General features: G+C 58.9%; 16 protein-coding genes and 1 pseudogene. 8 read left to right on the forward strand and 9 right to left on the reverse strand.

What is annotated here, in order from left to right; genetic code table 11:
- Positions 1-4 precede the first annotated feature (4 nt).
- From PGX04_RS01405 to PGX04_RS01440, 8 genes and pseudogenes are all read right to left on the reverse strand, one after another.
- On the reverse strand, positions 5-712 hold the full coding sequence (locus tag PGX04_RS01405) for an ABC transporter ATP-binding protein (RefSeq protein ID WP_273736877.1): 708 nt from the start codon (positions 710-712) through the stop codon (positions 5-7).
- Positions 709-1,509: an ABC transporter ATP-binding protein gene (locus PGX04_RS01410; RefSeq protein WP_273736878.1), complete on the reverse strand. Its 801-nt coding sequence runs from the start codon at positions 1,507-1,509 to the stop codon at positions 709-711. Before PGX04_RS01410 ends, PGX04_RS01405 begins: the two co-directional genes overlap by 4 nt.
- 50 nt (positions 1,510-1,559) lie before the next feature.
- Entirely contained in the window at positions 1,560-2,675 is a 1,116-nt protein-coding gene (locus PGX04_RS01415; protein WP_273736879.1) for a branched-chain amino acid ABC transporter permease, read from the reverse strand.
- A complete protein-coding gene (locus PGX04_RS01420; RefSeq protein ID WP_273736880.1) occupies positions 2,672-3,694 on the reverse strand; it encodes a branched-chain amino acid ABC transporter permease in 1,023 nt (340 codons plus the stop codon). Before PGX04_RS01420 ends, PGX04_RS01415 begins: the two co-directional genes overlap by 4 nt.
- Before the next feature lie 5 nt (positions 3,695-3,699).
- Positions 3,700-4,938, reverse strand: coding sequence for an ABC transporter substrate-binding protein (locus PGX04_RS01425; protein WP_273736881.1), 1,239 nt, complete (start codon positions 4,936-4,938; stop codon positions 3,700-3,702).
- Positions 4,939-5,433: 495 nt separating this feature from the next.
- Positions 5,434-6,192, reverse strand: coding sequence for an IclR family transcriptional regulator (locus PGX04_RS01430; protein WP_273736882.1), 759 nt, complete (start codon positions 6,190-6,192; stop codon positions 5,434-5,436).
- Between the two features lie 1,108 nt (positions 6,193-7,300).
- A pseudogene (locus PGX04_RS01435) lies at positions 7,301-7,859 on the reverse strand (transposase domain-containing protein).
- A 614-nt stretch (positions 7,860-8,473) separates the two neighbouring features.
- On the reverse strand, positions 8,474-9,235 hold the full coding sequence (locus PGX04_RS01440) for an IclR family transcriptional regulator (RefSeq protein WP_273736883.1): 762 nt from the start codon (positions 9,233-9,235) through the stop codon (positions 8,474-8,476).
- 489 nt (positions 9,236-9,724) lie between these two features.
- Between PGX04_RS01440 and PGX04_RS01445 the strand changes: the two genes are divergently transcribed.
- The 8 genes from PGX04_RS01445 to PGX04_RS01480 all read left to right on the forward strand — a co-directional run bounded on the left by PGX04_RS01445 (position 9,725) and on the right by PGX04_RS01480 (position 23,838).
- Positions 9,725-10,744 carry a zinc-dependent alcohol dehydrogenase gene (locus PGX04_RS01445; protein WP_273736884.1) on the forward strand — a complete coding sequence of 340 codons (1,020 nt, stop codon included), beginning with the start codon at positions 9,725-9,727 and terminating at the stop codon, positions 10,742-10,744.
- A gap of 192 nt (positions 10,745-10,936) precedes the next feature.
- Complete coding sequence (locus PGX04_RS01450) at positions 10,937-12,097, forward strand: HEAT repeat domain-containing protein (protein ID WP_273736885.1); 1,161 nt, start codon at positions 10,937-10,939, stop codon at positions 12,095-12,097.
- A gap of 172 nt (positions 12,098-12,269) precedes the next feature.
- The gene (locus PGX04_RS01455) at positions 12,270-14,453 is read left to right on the forward strand and encodes an ABC transporter ATP-binding protein (protein ID WP_273736886.1); all 2,184 of its coding nucleotides are present in this window, start codon (positions 12,270-12,272) and stop codon (positions 14,451-14,453) included.
- 126 nt (positions 14,454-14,579) lie between these two features.
- Positions 14,580-14,801, forward strand: a complete 222-nt coding sequence (locus tag PGX04_RS01460) for a hypothetical protein (RefSeq protein ID WP_273736887.1) — start codon at positions 14,580-14,582, stop codon at positions 14,799-14,801.
- A 275-nt stretch (positions 14,802-15,076) separates the two neighbouring features.
- Entirely contained in the window at positions 15,077-16,108 is a 1,032-nt protein-coding gene (locus tag PGX04_RS01465) for an ABC transporter permease (protein ID WP_273736888.1), read from the forward strand.
- The gene (locus PGX04_RS01470) at positions 16,095-17,204 is read left to right on the forward strand and encodes an ABC transporter permease (protein WP_273736889.1); all 1,110 of its coding nucleotides are present in this window, start codon (positions 16,095-16,097) and stop codon (positions 17,202-17,204) included. Before PGX04_RS01465 ends, PGX04_RS01470 begins: the two co-directional genes overlap by 14 nt.
- Positions 17,205-17,973: 769 nt before the next feature.
- On the forward strand, positions 17,974-19,806 hold the full coding sequence (locus PGX04_RS01475) for an ABC transporter substrate-binding protein (protein WP_273736890.1): 1,833 nt from the start codon (positions 17,974-17,976) through the stop codon (positions 19,804-19,806).
- 261 nt (positions 19,807-20,067) lie between these two features.
- Positions 20,068-23,838 (forward strand): heparinase II/III domain-containing protein, encoded by a 3,771-nt coding sequence (locus PGX04_RS01480; protein ID WP_273736891.1) that lies wholly within the window; start codon positions 20,068-20,070, stop codon positions 23,836-23,838.
- A gap of 35 nt (positions 23,839-23,873) precedes the next feature.
- Here PGX04_RS01480 and PGX04_RS01485 read toward each other — a convergent pair whose 3' ends face one another.
- Positions 23,874-25,538, reverse strand: a complete 1,665-nt coding sequence (locus tag PGX04_RS01485) for a glycoside hydrolase family 3 protein (RefSeq protein WP_273736892.1) — start codon at positions 25,536-25,538, stop codon at positions 23,874-23,876.
- Positions 25,539-25,697 lie beyond the last annotated feature (159 nt).

Raw genomic sequence — 25,697 nt, forward strand, 5'->3', positions numbered from 1 at the left:
TTGATCAGACGCCGAGATACGCTTGTCGCAGCTCGTCGTCCGCTCTGAGACGCTCCGTCGTTACCTCGTCGACGAGATGTCCCTCTTCGAGGATGTAGTGGCGATCCGCGATCGCCATCGCCGCGGCGACGTTCTGCTCGACCATGAGGACGGTGACGTCACGCTCGTCGTTGATCCGCTGGATGGCCGACTCGACCTGCCGAACGATCATCGGCGCGAGTCCCTCGCAGGGCTCGTCGAGTAACATCAGGTCCGGGTTCGCGACGAGCGCGCGAGCGATCGCGACCATCTGCTGTTGCCCACCGCTCAGATTCTTCGCTTGCCGATCGCGTATCTCATCGAGTTCGGGGAAGACCTCGAACATGTCTGATTCCGGGAGCGGATCGTTCACGGCGGTCGCCGCGACGTGAATGTTTTCGGTGACGGTTAATCGGGGAAAACAGCGTCGCGCCTCGGGGACGTAGCTGAGTCCCAGCTCCGCGATCTCGTGGCTCCGTCGCTCGAGGAGGTTCTGCTCTCGGAACGTGATCGTCCCGGCGGAAACGTGGGGCATATCTGCGCCGACGATCGACCGCATAGTCGTCGTTTTCCCGGCGCCGTTTCGCCCGAGCAGGGAGACGATCTCACCCTCCGCGATCTCCAGGTCCACGTCGAACAGCACCTGGCCGGTTTCGTAGCCGGCTTCGAGTCCGTCGATTGCGAGCAGCGTCATAGTTCGTCCCTCATTCCGCCGAGGTACGCGTCCTGTACCTGAGCATTTTCCTGAATCTCGTCCGGCGTTCCAGTCGCGAGCACCTCGCCGCGATTAAGGACGGTGATCCGGTCGCTCATCGAGAGCACGATGCTCATATCGTGTTCGATCAGCAGCAGCGTGAGATCGAACTCGGACTGGATCGACTCGATCATGGCCGCGGTCTCTTCGGTTTCGGTGGGTCCCATGCCGCTGGTCGGTTCGTCCAGCAGCAAGACTGACGGGTCCGTCGCCAGCGCCATCGCGATACTAAGTCGTCGCTGGTCGCCGTGAGAGAGGTTCGTCGCTTCTTCCTCCGCCAGTGGCGCGAGGCCGACGCGGTCGAGTATCTCGTAGGCCGTTTCCTCGGCGACGCGCTGCCCCCGGCGAAACAGGTCGAACGAGAACGACCCTTGCTCGATCGTCTGGGCGACGATCCGGACGTTCTCGAGCGTCGTTTGCTCTTCGAATAGCTGGTTCGACTGAAACGACCGGACGAGTCCCATGTGGGGTCGTTCGTGCTGGGGAACGTCGGTAATCTCGGTCCCGTCGTAGTAGACTTCTCCCGCCGACGGTGAGAGCGCGTTCGTGAGAATGTTGAACAGTGTCGTTTTGCCGGCCCCGTTCGGACCGATAATCGACCGTAGTTCACCCTCTCGAACGGCAATATCGACGCGATCGACGGCGACGAATCCACCGAACGTACGGGTGAGTCCGCTGGCCCCCAGTGCCGCTTCCGACGGATCGTCTTCCGGCTGTATCATATCCGTATCACTCATAGTTGTCTCTGAACTCGGTCTCACGGCGCCACGATCGGAGCGAGGCTCGGTCATCGGCCCCACCTCCGGACAGCAGCGATCACGTCACGGCCGTCGCTTCGGATGAATCCCCAGAGCCCGTTGCGGGGAGACACCAGAATAACGAGGACGAACGCGAGTCCGAAGAAGAACTGCCAGTAACTGAGAATTGCACCGACTTCGACCGCGCCGACGATCGGTAGCTGTAGCACGTCGAGTGACTGCAGGAACTCTCGGATCCCGAACCAGCTGAGCGCACCGATAAGCGGCCCGAAGAAGAAGTTCGCGCCGCCGAAGATCGTCATCAGGAGCACGTTAGCGCTGGTTTCGGGGCCGAAGTTTGCGACGGCCGCACCGTAATTACTAATCATCAGGAGCGCTCCCGCGACGGCGGAGAACGCACCCGACAGCGTGAACGCCCACACCTTGTACCGGTTCGCCGAGATCCCCATCGCTCGTGCGAGATCCTCGTTGTCCCGAATGGCGACGAGCGTCCGGCCGAACGGAGACCGCACGACCTGCCACAACAAGATCATCGTCACGACGAACACGAGCGCGACGAACCAGTAGTAGCTGGGCTCGAGCCCGATGAGCGAAAGCAGATCGGCGAACCAGCCGATGTCGACGATCCGTTCGCCGCGAAAACTGGTAATCCAGTCCGGCGTCGTTCCCGAACGGAGCCCGTCGGAGCCGCCCGTCAGGCCGTACGGGTTAGAATCGACGATGAAGTGGACGCCCATTGCGAACGCCAGCGTGAGCATGGCGAAATATATCTCGCCGTAGTGAACAGTAATCCGACCGATCACGTACGCGAGCGCACTCGCGATGGCGATACCGAGGATCGTCAGGAGCGAGAACGGAAGGTCGAACTCGGAGATTCCGATGGCGGTCACGTACACGCCGGTTCCGAGGAATATCGCGTGACCGAACGAGAGTAGTCCCACGTAGCCGAACAGGAGGTTGAACGAGGCAGCGAACAGCATCCAGATGAGGATCGTGGTCGCGATGTGTGCACTGCCGATCGTGAGCCCGAGGAACGGTCTGATCAAGAGCGCAACCAGGACGAGACCGATCGGAACTCGAAGCGACCGAACGGTCTCCGCGTTCACGATACCGTATACCCTCTCGATGTGTGACGAGTAGCTCATTCGAGTAACCCCTCCTCACCGAAGAGGCCGCGCGGCCTGACCAGCAGCACGACGAGCATGATGATGTACGGAACGACGCTCCCGATCCCGGAGACGTTGAGCGCCTCGATACCGGTTACGGTCCCCAGAGCGCGAACCACGGTCGGTCCGACGAACACGCCGATTCCGATCAGGAGACCGCTGACGACGCTACCGAAGATGCTCCCGACACCGCCGACGATAACGATAACGAACGCCAGGAGGACGTACTCGAATCCGATCGTGAGATCCATTCCGACTTCAGCGCCCCTGAGAACGCCTGCCAACCCGGCCATGGCGGCCCCCAGGAAAAAGACGATGGTGAACCGTGTCGGAATATCGATTCCGATGAATTCGGCCATCTCTCTGTCCTGTAGTCCGGCCCGAATGGTAAGTCCGAAATCGGTCCGATACATGAGCAGGTAGGTACCGACGATAATGAGAGACGCGATCAGGACCGTGACGAGTCGCAGCGTCGCGATCTGGCCGAAGCCGATCGGCACGGATCCTCGGAGGACGGGTGGAACCCCGAACGTGAGCGGCGTTCCGCCCCATCTGGCCCTCGCAGCCTCTTCGATCATCACGAAAATGCCGAACGTCGCCAGAAGTCCGATAATCGGATTTTCGCCGTAGAGTCGACGGAGAACGCTGACTTCCATTGCAACGCCGAGTAGCCCAACGGCGACCGGGACAATGACGAGCGCTGCCCAGAACGGAAGCGCCTGTAGTGCGACGACTTCGTAGGCACCGTAGGCGCCTAACATAAACAGTCCCCCGTGGGCGAAGTTCACGACCCCGAGGAGGCCCAGAATGAGTGCCAATCCGAGCGCGATCAACGCCAGGACCATCCCGTATGCGATTCCCCCAATGAGGTTCTGTACGAACAGCCGAGGCCGAACTGCCAGCGTAACGAGGAGGAGCGCGATGGTGAGGACTAGCAGCGCTCGAGCAGCCGTCGACCGCGATCCGAGCGTGAATCGTTCGAGTGTAGCCGTAGCCATCTGTGTTACAGTTCACACGCGTCGGATGGTTCGGGGGACGCCTCCTCATCTTCCATTGTATGATCGACGTCGAACCAGACATTGTACGGGTCGTTTTGTTGGTCGCTAACAGCCCTCCCGCTAGTCACGTACGTGGGCTGGATGAGCTGATGATCGTCCTCCCGCCAGTAAATCGTTTCCTCGGTCGGCTGGAGGTCGTAAATCGTCTCGTTTTCGACTTCGTGACCGCTGAGTTCGTCTCGAATCGCCTCGCCCTCGACCGAATCCGCCCGTATCGACGCGCGGACTAGCTGGTCGACGGAGGCGTAGCCGAAGAAATGGCGGACGAACGGGTCGTGGTCCGAGAACTCGGCGAGTTCCTCTAACCACTCTTCGGGGACATCGAGTGCTGGACTCCATCCCTGACTGTTGACATCGAGAATAGAAGCTGCTTCTGAGTCGATTCCCCAGAGTCCGACGTCCTCGGTCTGGTGCATCATGAACGAATAGTCGTCCTGCATCTCGCGGTTCAGTATTTGGCTGGTCGACGCTCGCTGGTCAAGCCCAGCGACGAGCAGTGCGATCCCGTCTGCACCGGAGTCTTCCGCACTGTTGAGATACGGATTGTACTCCTGCGTAGGGAACGGCACTGCCTCCTTGCCAACGATGTTTGCACCCTCCGCCTCGAGCGCCTCGGTGTATGCCTCCTGGGCCGTATCGCCCCACGTATAGTCCGAGTAGAGGAGATACCAATTGTCCTCGAGGTCCGCCATCGCGGGTGCCGTCGGCGCGACCTGCATCGTGTTCGACATATACGTACTGAACATATACGACGAGCACTGCGCCCCTGTGATATCGTCAGAGCCGCCGTGGACGCAAACGGGGACTTGATTTTCGGTCCCCCAGTTACCCACCGCGAGCCCGACGGCGGAACTGACGCCGCCGTATGCCACGTGGGCGCCCTCGTCGACCACCATTCCTTCTATCTGATCGACCGCTTCGTTCGGGTCCGCCGCGGTGTCACCAGGGACGATCTCTATCGAAATGTCGAATTCCTCCTCGAGATGTTCTGCTGCGAGTTGGCCGCCGTCACGCTCAGCCTCTCCGTACGGAGCGAACGCTCCGCTGAGCGCTGTCGGACACCCGATAATGATTTCGTCTCCTAAATCGCTTTCATCCCCACCGAGACAACCCGCAAGTCCAGTTGTACCGATGGTTATAGTTGCACCTGCCCCCCGAAGTAGATCACGTCTGTCAATGTCCATCATGGTGGAACAAGCGTATAAATGGAATAGGGTTATAAATAGATTGTGCACCAACGTCTATGATGGAGTGGCGGACGAGATGCGACCGGTTTCTCGTGGCAACGCTCGGCCCGTACGACTGCGCTCTGTGCCCGTGAGAGCGACCTCCGGTACGGCGGCTTCTCCTGCAGCCCTGCTAAGTCGGCTCGACCGAGGTGAAAACGTGGAGCCCGTTATTTCTACGCTGGCTGACCGTTCTCGAAAAACGCGGACGGGCCCTCATTGAAGCGACTGACTCGTTCGCTCGAGTATGAAGCGGTTCTGTTCGAGATAGTGCCGCGTTTGCTGTCGAAGACCACATCGCCATCTGTACGGACGCCTCGGTCGGATCGTTCGCGTCCAGTATCGCATCGTCCGTCTCGGTCTCGATAAACTCGGCTTCCGTCACGTCGAGCGGGCGGTCGCGAGCGCAAGATCAACCGCATTCGTCGCGGAGCTTCCTCAACTACCCCGTCACTATCCGTATTGATAGTTGACCGAGATAATATCCGCTGACTGCTTTACTCGCTTCGCGAGATCAGAACGCTGATCCTCATCCGTAACTTGGTTCGTCGGACAGACCAGTCCGATAGCCCCGAGGACGGATCCTGCGACTATGATCGGGGCGCCGAGAAGCCCCATCCCGATGACCTGTTCGTCCCAATCGCAAGCGTAGCCAGTTTCCCGAATAGCAGCGAGCTCGTCTCGGATCGCGTCGGGATCCGTCTTCGTGTGTTCGGTGGGCGCCTCAAGGGTACGAGTGGCGAAGAATTGATCGATCTCCTCGGTAGAAGAGTAGGCGAGAATCGCCTTGCCCGAGGCATTGGCGTGCAGGGGGTTACGCATCCCGGTGTATAATCCGAGCTGTAGCGAACGTTGTCCGTCTTCGATATGTGCGATGACGAGTTCACCGTTTTCCTCGATCGTGAGCACTGCGGTAAATCCGGTATCATCTGCAAGGTGGGTAAGCTCAGTCTGAGACGCTCGGAATAGCCGATTTCGATATTTCACACGTCCACCGAACTCGAGGAAACGGAACCCGAGTCGGTATCGTCCATCGACGTTAATGACGAACCCAGTGGCTTCGAGCGTGCGGAGATATGCATGGACAGTGCTCCGATGAGTGTCGAGATGGTCGGCGAGTTCGGTAACGCCGAGAGAATCGTTTTCCCAGAGGAGTTCAAGGATTTCGAACGTGCGACGAACCGTGGCGAGTTGATGGTTGGAATCGTTCATGCACCGATATAGGATGGTATTGGGTGATAAATCGTTTGGATATTTCATACAAGAACCCCCTTCGATAGACGACTATTTACAGAAATACATTTGTGAAAACTGGGTCTTACTGAACGACAGTCCTGCTATAGCAGCAATTGCAACTATTTACACACTGATCGCACAGCTGTCGTGCGGTCAGGTGTGCATTGACTTGTAGTAGCTGCTATAGTAAGCCGCTGAGGCGGTTTGTATCTCATCAGTAGGATGTGGTGATATCAGAATACACCCTTCACGAAGACTGGGACGATTGCTCTCAGTGGCTTCCTGGCGTTGAGTCGGCGAGAAACACGGCGTCTTCGACATCGTATTTCTCAGTGAGGTCGTTTAGAAACATCTCAGTATGTGTAGTTGTACGTGTTAAAGCGATCCCAACGTGGAGAAATACGCTCGTTTTAAATATCGAAACAGCACACATCCAGTAGCGCTACTCATATAGTTGGATTGCTGTTACATCGGTCGCATGATCCGACTGTGTTCATCTATCGGTTTTCTGTCCCCGATTACGAGGTAGCTACCGGGCTCGTTCGACACACGTTCGTAACTGAGCAGCCTCCCTCTGGAGAGAAATTATATTCCGTATGAATCTCACGAAATTGGAATATCTATTCAAGAAATCACTCAGTGGCCGTGAAGTACTAATCAGACCGATCTAGACGCGTATTTCTCCGAACAGAAGCAGTTCGACATCGTCGGAGCGCTTCGAATCGAGCAACTAGACAGCTCGGGGCAGACAAAACAGGCAGCGAGAAGACACCTGGGAGAATAAAAGAGGCAGCGAATGAAATCGAGGATACTAGACATTCGAAAGACCGAACTGGATAGCATTCACAATCAGACGGATTGGTATTGACAAAGTAGGGGTTTACCAGACTCTGCTATTACAACCCTATGCTCGTAAATGCGGGACTCAGAACACTGAATAAATGGCCTCGGTTTGCATATAACAAACAACGTGTGAGATCACGCTACGGGAGAATATGGTAACAGATGGAATAACACATCACTAGTAGTGAATAAACGCACATATAAGCTATGATCCCGCGGTCATCGGTTACACGGGCCGTGTTCAGAGCAGTTGATTCCCTACGTACGCGTACTCTGGAGCCAGGTTTCGGCGGTATTCGATTCGGCGTTTCTGAAATAATTTCCGAACTGGTAGGTTCGTTATTTTACTTCTTGAAAGAGACGTTCGATGGCGTTCCGATTTCCGTGTTTTTCGTATCGAAATCGGAGATCGTATCGGTTGAGTACATCTTTCAGCCAGGATCCGGAATCGACGAGAACCACGGCATCGTCGACATCGTGTTTCTCGAAGCGTTCGGAGCGGATGATCGAGGGAACACCTTCGTTCCTCGCCGGAAACAGCCTGACATGGGGGAACTCGTTCGTTTCGGGATCGACAGCAGCGTGCAGCCAGTAGCGCTGATCGTCGAGCGCGATGTGATCCGGCCGGGCACCGTCTGCGGCTGTAAGTCGGCTTTCTGGATCCAGTTATGAACAGTCGAACGCGCCCGTTTGATACCGAACCATTCCAAGACAGAGACAGTCTCTGAAAGTGATAACCCGCACAACTGAAGCTGGATACTGAGCGCCAGTAGTTCGCGCGGTGTCTGCTCGCGCTCCAGAAAGTCTCACCCGATCTCGATGCTAGCGCCGTCGAGGCGGTCGAATTCTGGCATGGCACAACGAGTTCCACCGCCTCACTCCTTCACGCGCTACTCTGAACGAGCGCCTCCGCTCACGCTCCCAACAGTCATCAAATTCCGCTGCGTAGCGCTCGCTGAGCAGGTCTGCGACCAACATGGACAAACGAGCTCTCTGACCTGCTCGCTTCTCAAACCACGCTACCGAGACGGTACCAAATATACTGATTCTATGGATATGTTACATACATAGGGGTGTGATTTGCGCGCCGTGCAATACGATCTCACGACTGCGATCGGCACTCGTGCGTTGTGCAGTTTCAGGGTCGAATGCATTCGAGTGTATCAAGGTCTGAATCATCGGTTTGATCGGATGGTCTGCTCATCAGCTATTGTTTTCTCATACTAAACAGCACGTATCCACGATACTGCCGCGGGATGAGTTCATCTGTCGTTCAAGTGTTACTACTTGTACCGCAGTGGCGTACAACGAAGGCGAGTATATTCTGGCTTCCAACCAGTGTGGAGATTCGCCGACTGATAACGGTGAATCGCACAATCAGTTATACCGAGAGTATATGAATGACATGAATCGATCAGAGCGATGTGGAATTGATTTCGATAATATTGACCGCCTGGCGGATCATTTCTGGAAGTTCACCAGTAAGGCGTTCTTCGTTCATTCGTCTACCCGGACCGATAATGCTGATCGCACCGTACAGACCGCCATCTTGGTCGTGGATCGGAGTACCGACGCCGACCAATCCCGGAATGGTTTCACCGTGATTGTATGCGATACCCTCTTCGCGGATCTGCTCGAGCTCGTTCCGTAACTCTGCTTCGTCAGTGATCGTGTTCGGCGAGATGGCCTCGAACTCAGTCTCTTCGATGATCCGATCGCGTTTTGCGGGAGGCATGAACGCGAGCATCGCCTTTCCGACGGCGGTATGATAGAGTTCGTTTCGATAGCCGACGTACACCTCCGTCTGGACGGCGTTTTCTCCTTCGGCAGTGTGAAGGCAGACGCCTTCGCCGCGTTCTTCGACGGTGAACAGTGCCATTTCTCCGGACTCTTCGGCGAGTGTGTCTACTTCCTTTGTCGCAATATCGTGGATGTCGATCCGGTTTTTCGCGTGGTGTGCGATATCGATGAACCGCAATCCGAGTTTGTACCCGTCGCCTTCGTTGATGACGTAGCCGTTCTCCTCGAGGGTCGCTAAGTGACAGTGGACCGTGCCCTTCGAGATGCCGACCTCATTCGCGATTTCGGTAACGCGCGCTCCCTCTCTCTCGGTAAGGATGTCGACGATATCGAGCGATCGTTGGACCGCCTGTACCGGGTTTTTCGCGTTCACCATTTCTTATACTGGTATGCAATAACACGCCCCATAAATGTTTGGTCCTGTTAAACAGTTCTCGTCCGACGACAGTGATCCCAGATATACCGATTAATTAGGCCTGTACCGCCAGATATACTGAATTCCATGTCCGTTGCACAGCAATATCTACGATATACTACCCGCACCTGTCTTGGATTGTCGCCCTCTCGGAGACACGTCCACCTATTTCGCCATACCAAACGACGCGGGGTATCCCGGCGAGTGCGGGAGACCGTACCGACGAGTCGTCCTTGCGGTCACAGAGATCGAGTTCAGTCCCGATTGTAACCGATAGTAGCCACTGAAACGAGTTACACGCTGATCGTATCGCTGTCATGCGATCAGGTGTGCAGTGACGTTCAGTGGCAACCATACGGCGTTTTGGAGCTATCGGTTGGTGGTCTATTTTCCCAATGATTTATACCAGTTGGATAGTATCTATTGTTCGAAGGTTGGAGTGATCTCTGAATGCGAACGATAGCCACTGACGGAGAGGGAAACGTATGGGAGGAGACGCGCGAACGACCCGAACCGAATCCGGGCGAAGCGGTCGTGAAGATTCGTACAGTCGGAATCTGTGGGAGTGATATCGGATTAATCAGTGGCGAAGGGCCGCCCTGGACCCAGTATCCGCTCGTTCCAGGACACGAGGTCTGTGCGGAGGTCGTCGAACTCGGCGAGGATATCGATTCGCTTTCGGTGGGTGATCGAGTCGCCCTCCATGGGTTCATCTACTGTGGCACTTGTACTCCCTGTCGGGAAGGTCGGTACTACCAGTGTGATGACCTTCGCGAAATCGGATTCACAGTCGACGGCGGCTATCGAGAGTATGCCGCCTTCCCTGTCGACACGTTGAACCCGCTCCCCGACAGCATCTCGGATCTCGAAGCCTGTCAGATCGATTCTGCGGCGTGTACGCTCCACGCGATGAAACGCATCGAGACGTCAGTTTCGGATACTGCTGCGGTCCTCGGGCCGGGATCGCTGGGGTTGTTTGGCGTTCAGTTACTCCGTGCCAGGGGAGTCGAGGATGTGATTCTTACCGGCACGCGTGAGGAACGACTCAATGTCGGCCGCACCCTTGGCGCGACGAAGACGGTCAACGTTCACGAGGCGGATCCGGTGTCGGTGGTCGACGAGTACACCGACGGACACGGGGTCGAGGTCTGTGTCGAGGCGGCGGGTGCTGGGGACGTGGTGAACACATGTCTGAAAATCGCCGCTAAACAGGGCCAGATCGCACTAACGGGCGTCTTTAACGGTCCCCGAGAGATCGATCCGAACGATATCGTCGCCAAGGAATTGTCGGTCGTCGGTGGTGTTACCGCCTCCCATGCAATCGACGACGTAATCGAACTGTTCGAGCGGGGGGAACTCACCATCGACGGTATCGTCACCCACGAGTTCGACCTCGCAGCGTACGACGATGCACTCGAGTGCGTCCGCGAACGTCGCGATGGTGTTATCAAGGCCGTTCTCCGGCCCTGACATACCACCGAGGGAAGAAGCGTCACGTTCTCCGGAGTTCACGGACGATGCGGGCAGTCGATATTCGCAGTAAACTGCTCGTGGTCGAGCTACCCACTGGATATGAACAGTAGCTGCGAGCGGCGATGGAGGTGCGTCTCTATTCTCTCCCGTTGGACAGCAAATATATACCTGGATAGTATCGTCTGTGCCATGGCCGGCCCCTCGGAGGACGAGATCGAACACGCGTCAGCGCTGCAGGAAGCGGCCAAAACGGAGCCGTCGTCGGTCGATGTCGACGACGTCGTCGATCTTCTCGTTGACGGCGATCAGCAAACACGATCGATTGCGTTCGAGGCATTCACGGAACTCGCGGCGGTTCGATCGGCGGCCGTCGACGCCACCGTGGCTCGTCTCGAGGAGCATCTCACTACCGACGTCACCGACATCCGTCGACGGGCCGTACTGACGACCGAGGCGCTCGTCGAGCGGCATCCCGAACCGTTCGAACGTGTCGTTCCCGAACTCCGGGCGATCGCCGACGATCGATCGACCCCCGGTCGTGAACCGGCCATCCTCGCCTTGGCGAAACTCGCTCTCGAACGACCGACCGCTGTGGTCCCCGCCGTCGATTCGTTGCTCGCGATCTGTCACGAACCGGTCATACCAGTCGACGATTCGACGCCCGACGGTATTCCGGACGCCGGACCGCACAGGGGTGCCGCGCTGAAACAGGAACGAAAAAACCGAGACGAGGTACGCGTTCACGCGATCGCGGGGCTCACACGAATCGCGGCTGCGGATCCGGCCACGATTCGGGGGTCCGTCTCCGACGTGGCTGACCTGCTCGAGGACGACAATACTCTCGTTCGGGCGGGCGCCTGTGAGGTACTCGAGGCTATCGCATTGGAGTTCCCTCGAGAGGTGGAACCGTTCGTGTCAGCTCTCGCGACGCGGATCGCGTCGGACGGAAAACATCCGGTTCCGTGGCGAGCAGCGGACACGCTCGTGGCCGTCGGGGACGCATGTCCGGAGCGGGTCGGTCACGCCGTTGCGCCGATCGTCGACGATCTGTCGAAGTTCGTCGAGTCGCGCAACGCTGAACGGCGGACGAACGGTATTACCCTTCTTGCAGACGCTGCGAACGCGCAACCGAAGGCCGTCGAATCGATGATTCCGAAGCTTCGAGCGCGACTCGAGGACGACGATCCGTCCGTTCGAGCGAATGCAGCGCTTGCACTCGGTTTCGCCGGCGACGTCACCGCTTATGCAACCATCGCTGAACTCGCCGAAAGCGATCCCAATGCGGATGTGAGAGACGCTGCTGACCGTTCGCTCGATAGACTCAGACGGACAGAGGCAACTGACGGATAGGGGCGTACTGCCTGTGAGCGTCGCGACTGTTCGGTCGATCAGCCCCGACGCGTCCGTCCCGGGCTCCCGCCGAAAAGGTTTATATGACCGTGTGTCAACACGTACCTTACGAAGCGAACGACCGGATGGCGCGTGAATTACCGCCAAGCAAACGAAGATCTATGACAGTAGAATGACACAGAGTAAACAGGAGTACGAATCCTATACCGAGAACAATCAGCAGACGATCCTCGAGGTCCGCGACGTGAGTGTAACCTTTGATATGGACCGCGGCACGTCACGCGTCCTCGACAGCGTGAGCTTCGACGTTAACCGCAATGAGATGCTCGGAATCGTCGGCGAGAGCGGCAGCGGGAAGTCCATGTTTGCGGCGTCGTTGCTCAACGCGGTCGTCGATCCCGGCGAAGCGTCGGGTGAAATATGGTTTCACCCCACAGATGGTGATCCCGTCGACGTTCTCTCGCTGACCGACGACCAACTCGAGCAGTTCCGCTGGGAAGAGATTTCGATGGTGTTCCAGGGGGCGATGAGTTCGTTCAATCCGACAATGAAGATCAGGGAACACTTCGAGGAGACGATCCGGGCCCACGGGAAAGACATGGACGAGCGAATGGCCCACGCTCGTCAGCTCCTCACCGACCTCTATCTCGATCCAGACCGGGTGCTCTCCTCGTACCCGCACGAGCTCTCCGGCGGTATGAAACAGCGAGCGCTGATCGCGCTGAGCCTCGTTCTCGACCCCGAGGTGCTCGTCATGGACGAGCCGACGGCCGCACTCGACTTGCTCATGCAGCGGTCGATTATGAACCTTCTCGAGACCCTCCAGAACGAGTACGATCTCACGATCGTTTTCATCACGCACGATCTACCGCTGGTTGCGGGATTGGCCGACCGTCTCGCGGTGATGTACGCGTTCGAATTCGTCGAGTTTGGTCCCAGCGATCACGTCGTCCGGAACGCGTCCCATCCGTATACGAGGGCGTTGTTGAAGTCGGTGCCGAGCGTCGACGCTCCGCTAGAGAATATGAATCCGATCGACGGCGAAAGTCCGGACCCGGTCGACACGCCGTCCGGTTGTTCGTATCATCCCCGATGTCCGATATCGACCGAGAAGTGCGTCCAGGAAGACCCCGGGTATCACAGCGTTGACGACGGACAAGAAGTCACGTGTTTCCACTGGGAGGAATCGGCCGATGCCGTCCAGTACGACCTCGGTGTCGAAGAGCTCGAATCGGAGTCGATGTCGCCAGCCGACCGTTCCGATACCGAGACTCTCATGTCGTTGACCAATGTCGACGTCCACTTCGATCAGGCCAGTTTCATCGACAAGGTATTCAACAAGGACATGACGGTTCGCGCGGTCGACGATGTTTCGCTCGACATCAAAGAGAACGAGGTCATCGCGCTCGTCGGCGAATCCGGCTGCGGAAAAACGACCCTCGGCAAAACCGCGATCGGTATCCAGGAGCCGACATCGGGGACGGTGACCTACCGAGGAATGGACATCTGGGAGGCGAAACGGGGGAACGCCGACATCGACCCTGACGAGGTCCGCCGAGCCTTACAGATCGTTCATCAGGATCCGGGCAGTTCCCTGAACCCGAGTCGAACCGTGCGGACGAGTCTTGCCGCCCCGCTCAAGCGATGGCGCCCGGATCTGAACTCCAGCGACCGCGAAACGGTGATCTCAAATCTCCTCGAGCGGGTCGGGATGAAACCCGCTGAGGACTACGCGGTTCGGTTTCCGCACCAGCTGTCCGGCGGCGAAAAACAACGCGTCGTCCTCCTGCGATCGCTGCTGATGAGTCCGGACCTCATCCTCGCGGACGAGGCGGTCAGCGCGCTCGACGTCTCGTTGCGTGTCGAGATGATGGATCTCATGCTCAACTTGCAGGAGATGTTCGATACGTCGTACCTGTTTATCTCTCACGACTTCGCGAACGCACGGTATCTCGCCGAAAAGTCCGGGGGTCGTATCGGAATCATGTACCTGGGCAATCTCGTCGAGATCGGGCCAGCGAAGGAGATTATCCACGATCCGAAACATCCCTACACGAAGGTGCTGCGGTGGGCGACGCCGCCGCTCGATCCGGACGCGGCGAGGGAAGCCCAGAAGACGAAACCGCCGGTTCGGGAGATTGACATCCCGGACCCGACGGATCCGCCGAGCGGCTGTCCGTTCCATACTCGGTGTCCGGAGGCCCGCGACGTCTGTCGACGAGAGATGCCGTCCATGGTCGATACGGACGATGGCTCGTTCGTCGCCTGCTTCCGGGAGGACGAGTCCCACGAATACTGGGAGAGCGAGCCGCTTGACGACGCCGAAGAAACCGCTTCTATCGACGAGCTGGCCTGATAGCAGGGCACCGATCCACGATTTGGGACGTTCGATGGTCTACTCTTCGACTGTGACGGACTCGCCGGTTGCTACCTCGAGAATGGGTACCAAAGGATTTTTGCGACCGAGGGAGTGGAGAGAGACATGGCTGGCAAATACGATAAAAGTTACCTCGATCACCTTTGCGACTACGAGCAGGGATGGCAGTTGCTGTTTACGTTTTCCGTGGGGTTTCTGGGCCTCTCGTTGCTGTGGTTCGTCTCTCTCGATACCGGGTCCGCGGCGTACGTCGTCACGATACTGAACCTGTTCGGTCTCACCGTTCTCGCCCTCGTCAGCGGATTCGTCCTCTCTCGGTGCAGATGAGCGAGCGGTCCAGTCGCCATCGCGGGGATTCAAACGGGTTCGAGTCCGTGGTTCTCCGATCGCTCGGTACCGTTCGGAGACGGTCGGAACAGTGACGATGTTCTCAACTACGGGGTACCTGTCAGGATTATGTACGCAACTGGAAACAGCTACTCCGAACGATGCCAGCCCACCAACGGGATAAACTATATGAGGAATGGGAAAGCATTCAATATCATCTAATGCGACAGTATGTAGCACGATCTTGGAACGTAATAGTCACCCTGATCGGGGTTTTGGCCGGATTCGGGTACTACTGGAAACGAATCGGACACGCGTTCGTAACGCTCATTAGCGTGACAACGATCACGTTCGTCCTGTTTCGGATGATGCCGGGAAACCCGGCGCAGGCGATGCGCGCGCAGTTCGAGGAACAGCTGGGGGGACGTGGACAGGCCGCCGACCCCGAAGTTATCGATCAGATGGTACAGGTCCACACCGGCTTCGATCCGAATCAACCGATGTACCTACAGTACTTTGAATATATGAGAGATATCATCCTGTACCAGGACTTCGGTCAGTCGATCCAGTACGGCGAACCGGTGTTCGACATCTTGTTCGCGGCGATGCCGTGGTCAGTGTTCATCAGCGTCTACGGTTTGGCACTGGGATATACGGCAAACATTCTCCTCGGTGCCGCGATGGCGTACACAGAGGGGTCTCGGTTCGACAACTCCATGACCGTCGTCGCAACGTTTCTGAACTCGATCCCGTACTACGTCGGTGCCATCCTCTTTCTCGCCTTCTTCGCGTACGAGCTCAGATGGTTCCCCGGCGGCGGTCGATACGATACGAGCCTCGAGCCGGGGCTCACTATCGAGTTCATGTCGAGCATCGTTCACCACGGCACGCTGCCGATCATGTCGAGTTTCATCGTCGGGTTCGGTGGCGGTGCGCTCGCAATGCGCGGAAACTCCGTTCGGATTCTGGGGGAGGATTACCTCCGTGTCGCCCGGCTCCGAGGGATCAGTTCGACCCGAATTGCGACGAGATATGTCGCTCGGAATGCCATCCTGCCGCTGTACACACAGATGATGATCGGCATCGCCGCCGTGTTCTCGAGCAGCGTCGTCCTCGAATACATCTTCACGTATCCGGGCGTCGGCTGGTATACGTTCGACGCGATCAACATGCGCGATTATCCCCTCCTAATGGGCTCGTTCCTGTTTTTCACCATTATCACACTCATTGGTATTCTCCTCGCCGAGTTCACGTACGGAATCGTCGACCCGCGAGCAGGGTCAGGTGGTCAAAGTGAGTCATACTGACGAAACATCCACGGATGGTGGCGCACAACTCAGCGACGACCAGTTGTTCGGGCAACTTGCAGAGGCCGACAGCGTCCACCTCTCGAAGTGGGAGCGTTTCGATCGCACGCTGGATGCCTATGTGCTCGCTCCCGGGCGCGTTGCGTGGAACGACTGGCGAACGCGGTTCGGAATCGTGGTCATCGCGCTGTTCGCCTTTACCGGGACCGTGGCACCGCAGCTAGTGAAGAGCCCGGCCACGAACCAGGCACCGGTGAATCATCCACCGTTTTACGGCGGTCTCTCCGCCATCACCGAGCAGGGCGGATGGATCGACGTCACGCAAGCGTCGTTCGGATACATTTCGATCCCGTGGCTCTCGTTCCAGTATCCGCTGGGGGCCGACAACTACGGCTCGCCGATCGGACGCCAACTCGTCCATGCGACGCCGGATATGCTCGAGTTGGTCATCGCCGGTGCGATCGTTTCCGTCGGATTCGCGGTTCTCATCGGAGTCACGGCCGGGTACAAGGGCGGGAAAGTAGATTCGGTCCTCATGTCCGTCACGGACATCGTAATGACGATGCCTGGACTCCCGCTGGTCATCGTCATCGCGGCGATTTATCCGCCGCGCCAAGCGTGGTTGGTCGGGGTCGTCCTCGCAATCGACGCGTGGCCGGGCCTCGCGCGCGCACTGCGGTCACAAGTCCTGACGCTTCGCGAGGAGTCGTACGTCGAGGCCTCGCGAACAATGGGACTCCCCTCGAGGACGATCCTCTCACGAGATATCACGCCGCAACTGATGCCGTACATCCTCATTAACGCGGCGCAGGCCGGGAGAAAGGTAATCTTCGAGTCCGTCGCGCTGTACTTCCTCGGGGTACTCCCGTTCACCACTGCTAACTGGGGGATCATGATGGACACTGCCTATACCGACGGATACGCCCTCGTCAATCTCAGTAACTTCTACCAGCTGTTGTGGCCGATGACGGCGATCATCGTCATTTCGTTCGGGTTCATCCTGTTTTCACAGGGGATGGATCGAGTCTTCAATCCCCGTATCAGGGCACGGCACGCGAAGAAAGCCGGTGCTGACGAGGAGGAGATACCTAACTGACTCCGCAGTTGCCGTCCCGTCTGTTGACGCACTTCCTCCAATTCGGTGTAATTCTATTGCTGACGCATTCACCGCTAGTCACCGCTGAACGGTCAACAGTCCCGATCGATGCGTGGGTTGTTGCTCGGCGTTCATCCGATTCGATTGCGGCTGGAATCCGATCCAGCAGGGGACTGAGGCCAACATTTATGGTATTAGCCAGTGATCTACGGATAAAGCGTGCTGTCAACACAAACTGATTCAGATCCGAATACATCGAGCGAACGCCTCTATCGTGTCCTCACGATGCTCCGGGGATCGTTCCTGCTATCGATCGTGGTGATAGGCGTTGTGATGTTGCTCGTGGGGGGGATCTTCGATAGCATCTCGCTCACACAACAGGACGGGGTCATTGCCGGGATGCTCGGCGTATTCGGTCTCTCAGCGATCGCTCTCGGGGGTACATTCTATGTCCTCCTGGTACTCATCAGTCGCTACTAGACGTGTGCGATCCCCTCACGCTCACCAATCGTTCGACGAGACAAATTCTCTCGAGTAGCCGCTGATAGTCAGTGCGCACCGATCGCACGACGGGAGCGCGGTTCGGAGCGGCGCGGTTCGGAGCGAACAGAGTGAGCGAGAACCGCGGACTGTGCAATCGATGTGGAAACCGTTTCAGTTCTTCCGCTCGTAGCGGCAATCTAGAGCAGGGAGAGTATGATCAGGGAACAGTATTATCGGATTTAATATAAAATGGTATTTATTCTCTGCATGTGAATACAGTTAGCGTATGCCAGATTATAACAGACATGACTCCATCGATTCGGCCAGTGAGTTCATCACACGGCGGAAGATGATGGCCGCGGGCGCGGCGGCGGTGACGGGTGGAGTCGCCGGCTGTCTCGGTGGGAGCTCCGATAACGACGGCACAATCACGACGTTCCACTCGTCGATCCCGACCGAGATGAATTTCAACACGTGGGCCCCCAGCTACCCGTGGAACCCGACGTGGTTACTACTCGAGCCAGTTCTTCGGTACTACTCCGACGGATCGATCTCGCACGAGATGATTGAAGACTGGGAGTACGACGAGAATTCACAGGAACTAACGGTCCACCACAACGACGAGTTCTACTGGTGGAACGGTGACGTGGTCAACGCCGCGGACAAGTACTGGTACGGTGAAGTCGCCCGCCTCCTCAACCCCGGGTCCAGCAACTACGAACAGCTTTCCCTCGAAAACAACGGTCAAACGATCATTCGGGAGTACAAGGAGCCGCAGAATCCACAGCTCGTCGAGTACAATCTTGGCGGGTATCTCGGCGCAATGATGCGTGGTCACCGCGACAAGTTCCGCCCGTGGGCCGAGGAACTCCAAGACGCTTCGACAGAAGAGGAACGAGTCGATATAGAGAAACGGATGGTCGAGGAAATGCCGCTACACATTTCGACGGTCGCCGACGAGGGCCTCGGTATGGGTCCGTTCGAAATCGTCGACTTCGACGAACAGGGGATCCACTGCGAACTGTACGACGAGCACCCGTACGCCGACCAGATAAATATCGACAAGCTCGAGTACGTTCTCGCGGCGGACGAGGCGGTTGCCCAGCAGATCATGGGCGGCGATCTCGACTTCGGGTTCGGTCGGTTATCAAACTGGATCGGCGATCAGAATACGAACAACGTGGAAATGCTCGCCCCGTACCAGGATACGTTCATGCGCAAGCTCGAGTTCATGATGCAAGGGCCTGCCGCCGAGCACATGCGCACGTTGGAAGTCCGTCGCGCGATCGCTCACGTGATTAATCTCGAGCACGTCTCCACGAACTTCACTCCGGAGAGTACGGTCCGATCCCGACAGACCGGACTTCCGGAGCTCGTGACGGAAGACAAGCTCGGTGACTCCGTCGACGACTTCATCGATTACCCCACGGAAGCGGACGAAGAGGGGGCGACCGAACTGATGGAATCGGCGGGATACGAACACGACGGTGAGAGCTGGCTGGACGACGGCGGGGACACGGTCGGGCTCGAGATAGCCGTCCCACAGTGGGCCGACAATCCCGCTCGGACCGTTACGGACCAGCTCTCACAGTTCGGATTCGAAGTGGATCTATCCGTTCTAGAGGGTGCGACATACAACGATCGGACGGAGGATAGCGTCGATTTCGACCTGACGATGGGCAATCACGGAGCGCTGATCGCACATCCGTCCTACTATTTCCGGCCCACTCACAAACACGGCAACGATCTCGGCGATGCGAACGTCATCGAGGGTGCGCTCGAAGACGGTCAGGACCGGTCGCCGTACAACGGCAAAGAGTTGATCGTCGAGATTCCGACGGAAATCGGTCAAGAGGACCTCTCCGGGTCGACAGAAGAAGTCAATCTCTACGAACTCTATCAGGAGTGGATGACCACGCAGTCCGAAGAACGGAATCAAGAACTCGTACAGACGTTCGCCCGGTACTGGAACTTCTATCTGCCGGGGATCGACCTGTTCGAGATGATGGGCGGTTCGTGGGGGAACACCAATAACTGGGAGTTCGACGTCAATGACGAGTGGAAAGCGTACCGCGGCGGGTTCCGCGCCGCGAAGCGAGGGTATATCTCACCGAAGTAACGCCGGCCACGAGCACGCATTCGCTCCACGATTGAATGCGACGTCCGTCCGATCGAACCCGGAAATCGATGGAACCGACTGTGCTGTGCGCATCGTACGGTCGAACGCTCGCGTCGGTTGCTGTCACGCCCCGCTGCGCTTCGTCTTCGACGACGGCACCTCCCGATTTCTCTCCTTCTCGAGACGATTGTAGTTTGGATAGTAATCGGTCAGTGATACTCAACCAAGCATATATGTTCGCGGATACTGTTATGCATGGTGATGGCGAGTGACAATCCAACTACTAGCACACCCAGGTGGCAACACGACGGTCTCTGTACCGTAATTGATCGATCACCGGATATCGACGTTCTCCGTCGGTCGTTTCTCGCCACAACGGGAGCGGGAATCGTCGGCGGGCTGCTCGCCGGATCCGAAACGACGCGAGCCGCCGAAGACGACGCGTCTCACCGGAAGACTCGGCCAACGGTCTGGACGGCGGAGATGCGCCAGAACGCCCGTCAAAACGTCACTGAGTACGACTGGGCTGAAAGCAGACGAGACTCCGCTGTCGAGACGGCAAATGGGCTCCTGGATCGGTGGGGGCCGGATCTCGACAGTCTCTGGAGCCTGATCACGTCCCAGGACATCCCTCGAGGAGGAGGCGTCTCGGCCGAACGCAATATCCTGGGTGGCTATTCCGATCCCGGCACTGACCGACGCTGGAAGATCGAGACGACGGTCGAGAACCCGAACGGGGACGGGAACTTGGTCGTCCCGACGAACGACTTCGGAGCCTATCGCCAGAGCGGTCTGGACGAACGGGGCATGTTCGATCCCGAACTAGCCGACGACTCGCTGCTGGTCAACGAGGAACACCCCGAGATGGGCGACGGATGGGGCGTCGACGACGGCTGGGGGTGGGTCGACGAAGACGACGATCTCGGCGCCGGCGAGGGCAACCGCTGGAACTTCGTCGCCTACTACAACCACTGGTTCGTCTGGCGACCCGGTGGAGTCCGTCGACTCGTCGTCGCACTTCAGGACGCGTACTTGTTGACCGGCGATCCGACATACGCCGTTGCCGGTCTGGTCGTACTCGATCGCATCGCGGACGTCTACCCGGAGATGTCGATCTGGGAGTATAAACAGAGCGACGGCTTCATGAATAACCACGGCGGCCGCCAGACCGGACGCATCCTCGGGGGGTCGTGGGAGACGAACCTCGTCCGCGATCTCATGCCTGCCTACGACGCGTTCTTCCCCGCGCTCGAGGACGACGAGGTCAGCAACGAGGTGATCGGGTTCCTCGAACGGAAGACCGAAGAGTTTCCGGGATTGGACGGCAAGGGCTCGGTCCGACAGATCCGCGAGAACATCGAGGAGAACTTCATCCAGGAGATGCTTCCGGCCGCGAAAGAGTCCGATCTCGTCCCGTCCAGAGGACAGCGCCCGGCGGTCGCCCTCTCGGCACGTGTTCAAGACGATGTCCGAGAAAACGGATACACTCGAGAGGCGCTCGAGTGGCTCTTCCAGCCCGGCGGCGAGCAGTTCGTCGGCGACGTCTGGAACGAAGAGCCGGAGAACTGGGTCACGACCGGTGGCGAGGTCCTGACCCCGCTGATCAATCAGTGTGATCGAGACGGATACTGGCACGAGGCTGCGCCGCTGTACAACCGGATCCAGATGGCGTCGATCCGCCAGGTGGCCGAGGTTCTCAAGGGCTACGACGGCTTCGACGGGGCGGATCTCTACCAACACCCGAAGATGCAACAGGCGCTCGGGATCAATTCCGACCTCATTCTGCTCGATACTCTGGTCCCCGAGATCGGCGACACCCACGCCTACAGCGGTGACAACTGGGTAAGCCAGTCGGGGATCGAAGACGGCTACGAAGTGACCGGGGATTCCCGATTCGCACAGTTATGGCACTTCGTGAACGGGTACTCGACGACGGGGATCCGCGGCTCCATCTACGACGCCGATCCCGATCGACTCGGTGACGAAATCCAGTCGATCGTCAACGCCGAAGGGCCGCTGGATCTGCCGAGTCAGAACCTCGCGGGCTACGGATTCGCGGCGCTTCGCGACGGAGAGAACTACATGAATCAGCAGTTCGGGACGGTCTTCGACACGTCCATACTATTCAACGATGCCTCGACAGCGATCAACGATAGCTTCGAGGAGGCGATCCAGCTCGAGGCCGAGCAGGAAGGTGAACAGTGGTCCTTCACGTTCGATGTCGACGTGGCCGGTGAGTACGAACTCGAACACGAGGCGCTGTTCACCTCCAGCTACGGCATCTACGAGCTGTACCTCAACGGCGAACACGTCGATACTGTCGATTTCATGGCCGGTGGGAGCGGTCGCGACGTCCTGTCGTCCGTCGAAGCGCTGCCGGAAGGCACGAACACAATACGGTGGGTGAACGTCGGCAAGAACGCGGACTCGAGCGGCTACAAAATGGCCCTGTACTCCCTTACGTTGCTCGACGAGGAAGACCGGGCCCGGAGAGACGACGCCGCCGAACTGGGCAACGCCAAACGCGCGGTCTGGCTGTACTACGGACGGAACGGGATCGGCGGCGGCGGTACCCCACACGGCCACCGCGACGCGCTGAACATCGGGATCGCGGCCAACGAGATGGAACTCGCGCGGGACCTCGGATACCCCGAACGGACCGGAACCTACGCGCCCCGGCAGTTCTTCACGGACAACACGCTCAGTCACAACACGGTCGTGGTCGACGAAGGGGGCCAGAAACACCACTGGGTCGGTGAGCCGCGACACTTCGAGGGGAACGACGAGCGCGTGAACCTGATCGACGTCGAGGCACCGAACGTCTACGACCAAACCGACGAATACCGCCGGACGACCGCCATGATCACCGTCGACGACGAGCACTCCTACGCGGTCGACTTCTTCACGGTCGAGGGCGGTGACGATCACCGCTTTAGCTTCCACGGAACGAAGGCGGACGTGTCGACCGAGGGGCTCCATCTCGTCGCCCAGGAGGGCGGTACTCTGGCCGGCGAGGACGTCCCCTTCGGGGACGGCACGTACGACGAAGCGATGTACGATGCGGACGGCGCGCGCACGGCGGGTGCTGGCTTCAACTACTTCGACAACGTCGAACGCGATCGCGATCCCGGCGAAAAAATCGCGGTGGAATGGGACGTGGAGGATCACTTCGATGTCCGCGACGACGACGCCGAGGCCGTCCGCATGCGGCTGACCTCCTTCGGCGACTTCGACGATGTCGCACTCGCGGACGGCTATCCGCCACAGAGCTCCAGCAGCGCTGAGCCCGAGCCCAGCATCCGGTACGCGTTCCTCAACCGCAGCGGGTCGGACCTCGAGAGCACGTTCGTTTCGACGATCGAGCACTACGAGGGTGAACGCGTCGTCGACTCCGTCGAGAAAGTCGACGTCACCGGCGGCGAGGCCCACGCGGTCAGGGTGGAACTCACGAGCGGGCGGACCGACTACATCGTCTGTGCGTTCGACGAGAACGCCACCCTCGTCGTCGACGAGACGTTCGAGTTCAAGGGGTTCTTCGGCGTCTACTCGGTCGAAGACGACGACCCCGAATACGCCTACGTCCACGACGGCAGACGGCTGGCTCCCCTCGGTAGCGGGCCGATAGTCCAGGAGGCGTACAGCGAAATCAAGGGGTTCGTCGAGGACTTCACGGAGGGAATGTCGCTCGAGAACGAACTCGCGGTTCGGATCGGCAGCGGCCACCCACCGGAACTCGAGCGGCACGCCGGCTTCGTCTACGTCGACAACGACAACTCGGATCCCTGGCGCGGCGAGCCTGACCCGACGAACCCGATCGAAGGTCGCGACCAGCGCGGCCGAGGCAACGGCGCGTATCCGATCGAAGCGATCGGCGACGGCGGGGGGAACATCGTAACGGTCGACGTCGGCGATAAAACCTTCACCCGCGACTTCGTCGATTCCGAACAACTCGAAGCGGGCGGTTATAATTACATTATCGACGAGGACGACGATGTCAGGATCCCGTTGACGGCGACCTGGTCTCGCGAGTAAATGCGATTCGATCCCGTCGGTTTCGTGTGATCAACTCACTCGATCTGGCGTTCGAGAGGGAGCGACTCGAGCGGTTTCGTCTCCCGACCGAGAACCGTTACGAGAGCCCGGCCGGCCGTTTCAGGGATCGGTTCTGGCATGCCGAGTCTGTCCTGGACGTATGTCGCGACGTACGCGATGTCGTCGGGCAACCGCTCGTACTCGTTGGGCAGCCCGAGCGAGACGACGACGACCGGAAGCGCGTCGGACAGCGTGTCGACGACTCGTCGCTGTCCGTCCGGGAATTCCTCCCGGGTGTACGTCGTGACGACCGCGATGTCGACGGTATCGGCGATCGATCGAAGGGTTTCGAGGCGGGTATCGAGCGATTCGGGTTCGATCGGGGGTTTTGGATCGGCGAGCGTCCGTCCGTCGCTCGGAGCGAGCGAACGGCCGACGACGTCGCCGAACGCGGCGTCGAACCGCGGTTCGAGTGAGCGAACGCCCCTGATACCGGTCAGGAGGACGTCCACGTCGTCGGGCAGCGGCAGGACGTCCCCGCCGTCGAGAACAGTGTAGGACCGTTCGTACGCGGCCGCAGCGATCGATTCGTGCGCACGGCTTCCGGTCGTTTCAAGCGCCTCGAGCGGATCGACGCGCCGCCGCTCGGAGAGGTCATACGCGTCCTTTAGCGCCAGGATCCGCTCGACCGACTCGTCGATGCGCGACTCGCGGATGTCGCCGGACGTGACCGCGTCGACGATCGCGTCGCGCATCTCGCGGAGGTCGGTGGCGGGGACGTACCCGGTGAGGAGGAGATCGACGCCGGCGTCGAGGGCTCGGACCGCGGCCTCGCCGACGCCGTAGTTGTCGGCGATCGCGTCCATCATCATCGCGTCGGTGATGACGACGCCGTCGAAGCCGAGGTCATCCCGAAGCAGGTCCGTGAGAACCGGCCGAGAGAGAGTCGCCGGCAGATCCGGATCAAGACAGTCGACGACGATGTGCGAGGTCATGAGACAGTCGACGCCTTCCTCGATCATCGTCTCGAACGGCGGGAGGTGTACCCGTTCCAGCGTTTCCCGGTCGTAGGTGACGTGGGGCAACTCGTGGTGGGAGTCCTCGGCGGTGTCGCCGTGGCCGGGGAAGTGTTTCGCCACCGCGATCTGGTTCGTGGCGTGAATTCCGTCGAGCGCCGCCGTTGCGTACTCGGAGACCGTCTCGGGATCACTCCCGGGCGATCGGACGCCGATCACCGGGTTGTCGGGGTTCGTGTTGACGTCGACGACCGGTTGGTGGCTCGTGTTCAGTCCCATCGCCAGCATATCGCGCGCGACGGCGGCGGAAACGTCTCTCGCGAGGTCGAGATCGCCCGCCGCGGTTCGACCCATGAGTGCCGGATACGCTCGAGTACCGTGTTCGACGATGTCCACGGCCCCGTACTCGCAGTCACAGGAGAGTAACAGAGGGATTCCGTGGGATGTCCGCGTCGCCCACTGCTGGAGCCGGTTCGCGTACTGCGCCATGAAGTGCGGAGTCACCGCGTGCGAACCGTACACCCGGACCGCTCCAGGCTGAATCTCCTCGATGACGGTTTTCATCTCCTCGTCGGGCCACCCCGTTTCCGTCTCGAGGTGACCGAGGCCGATTCCCACGTGGAGCAACTGTCCCACCTTCGCTTCCAGCGATAACGCTTCGATCGTCGCTGTCGAATCGTCCATAGTCTTCCTGTGCGGTGTGGTGTCAATATTCTACCGGTCGCGTGAGCCGATCGGACCGTAGAGAGCGCTGTGAGAGACGGTGTGCGGTCGAGCGTGATCTCCCTCGCTTGCGCGGGGTTTCGTTCGTGATTCCCACGACCTCCGCGGCGGTGGTCCGGT

This window comes from Natrinema soli, assembly GCF_028618695.1.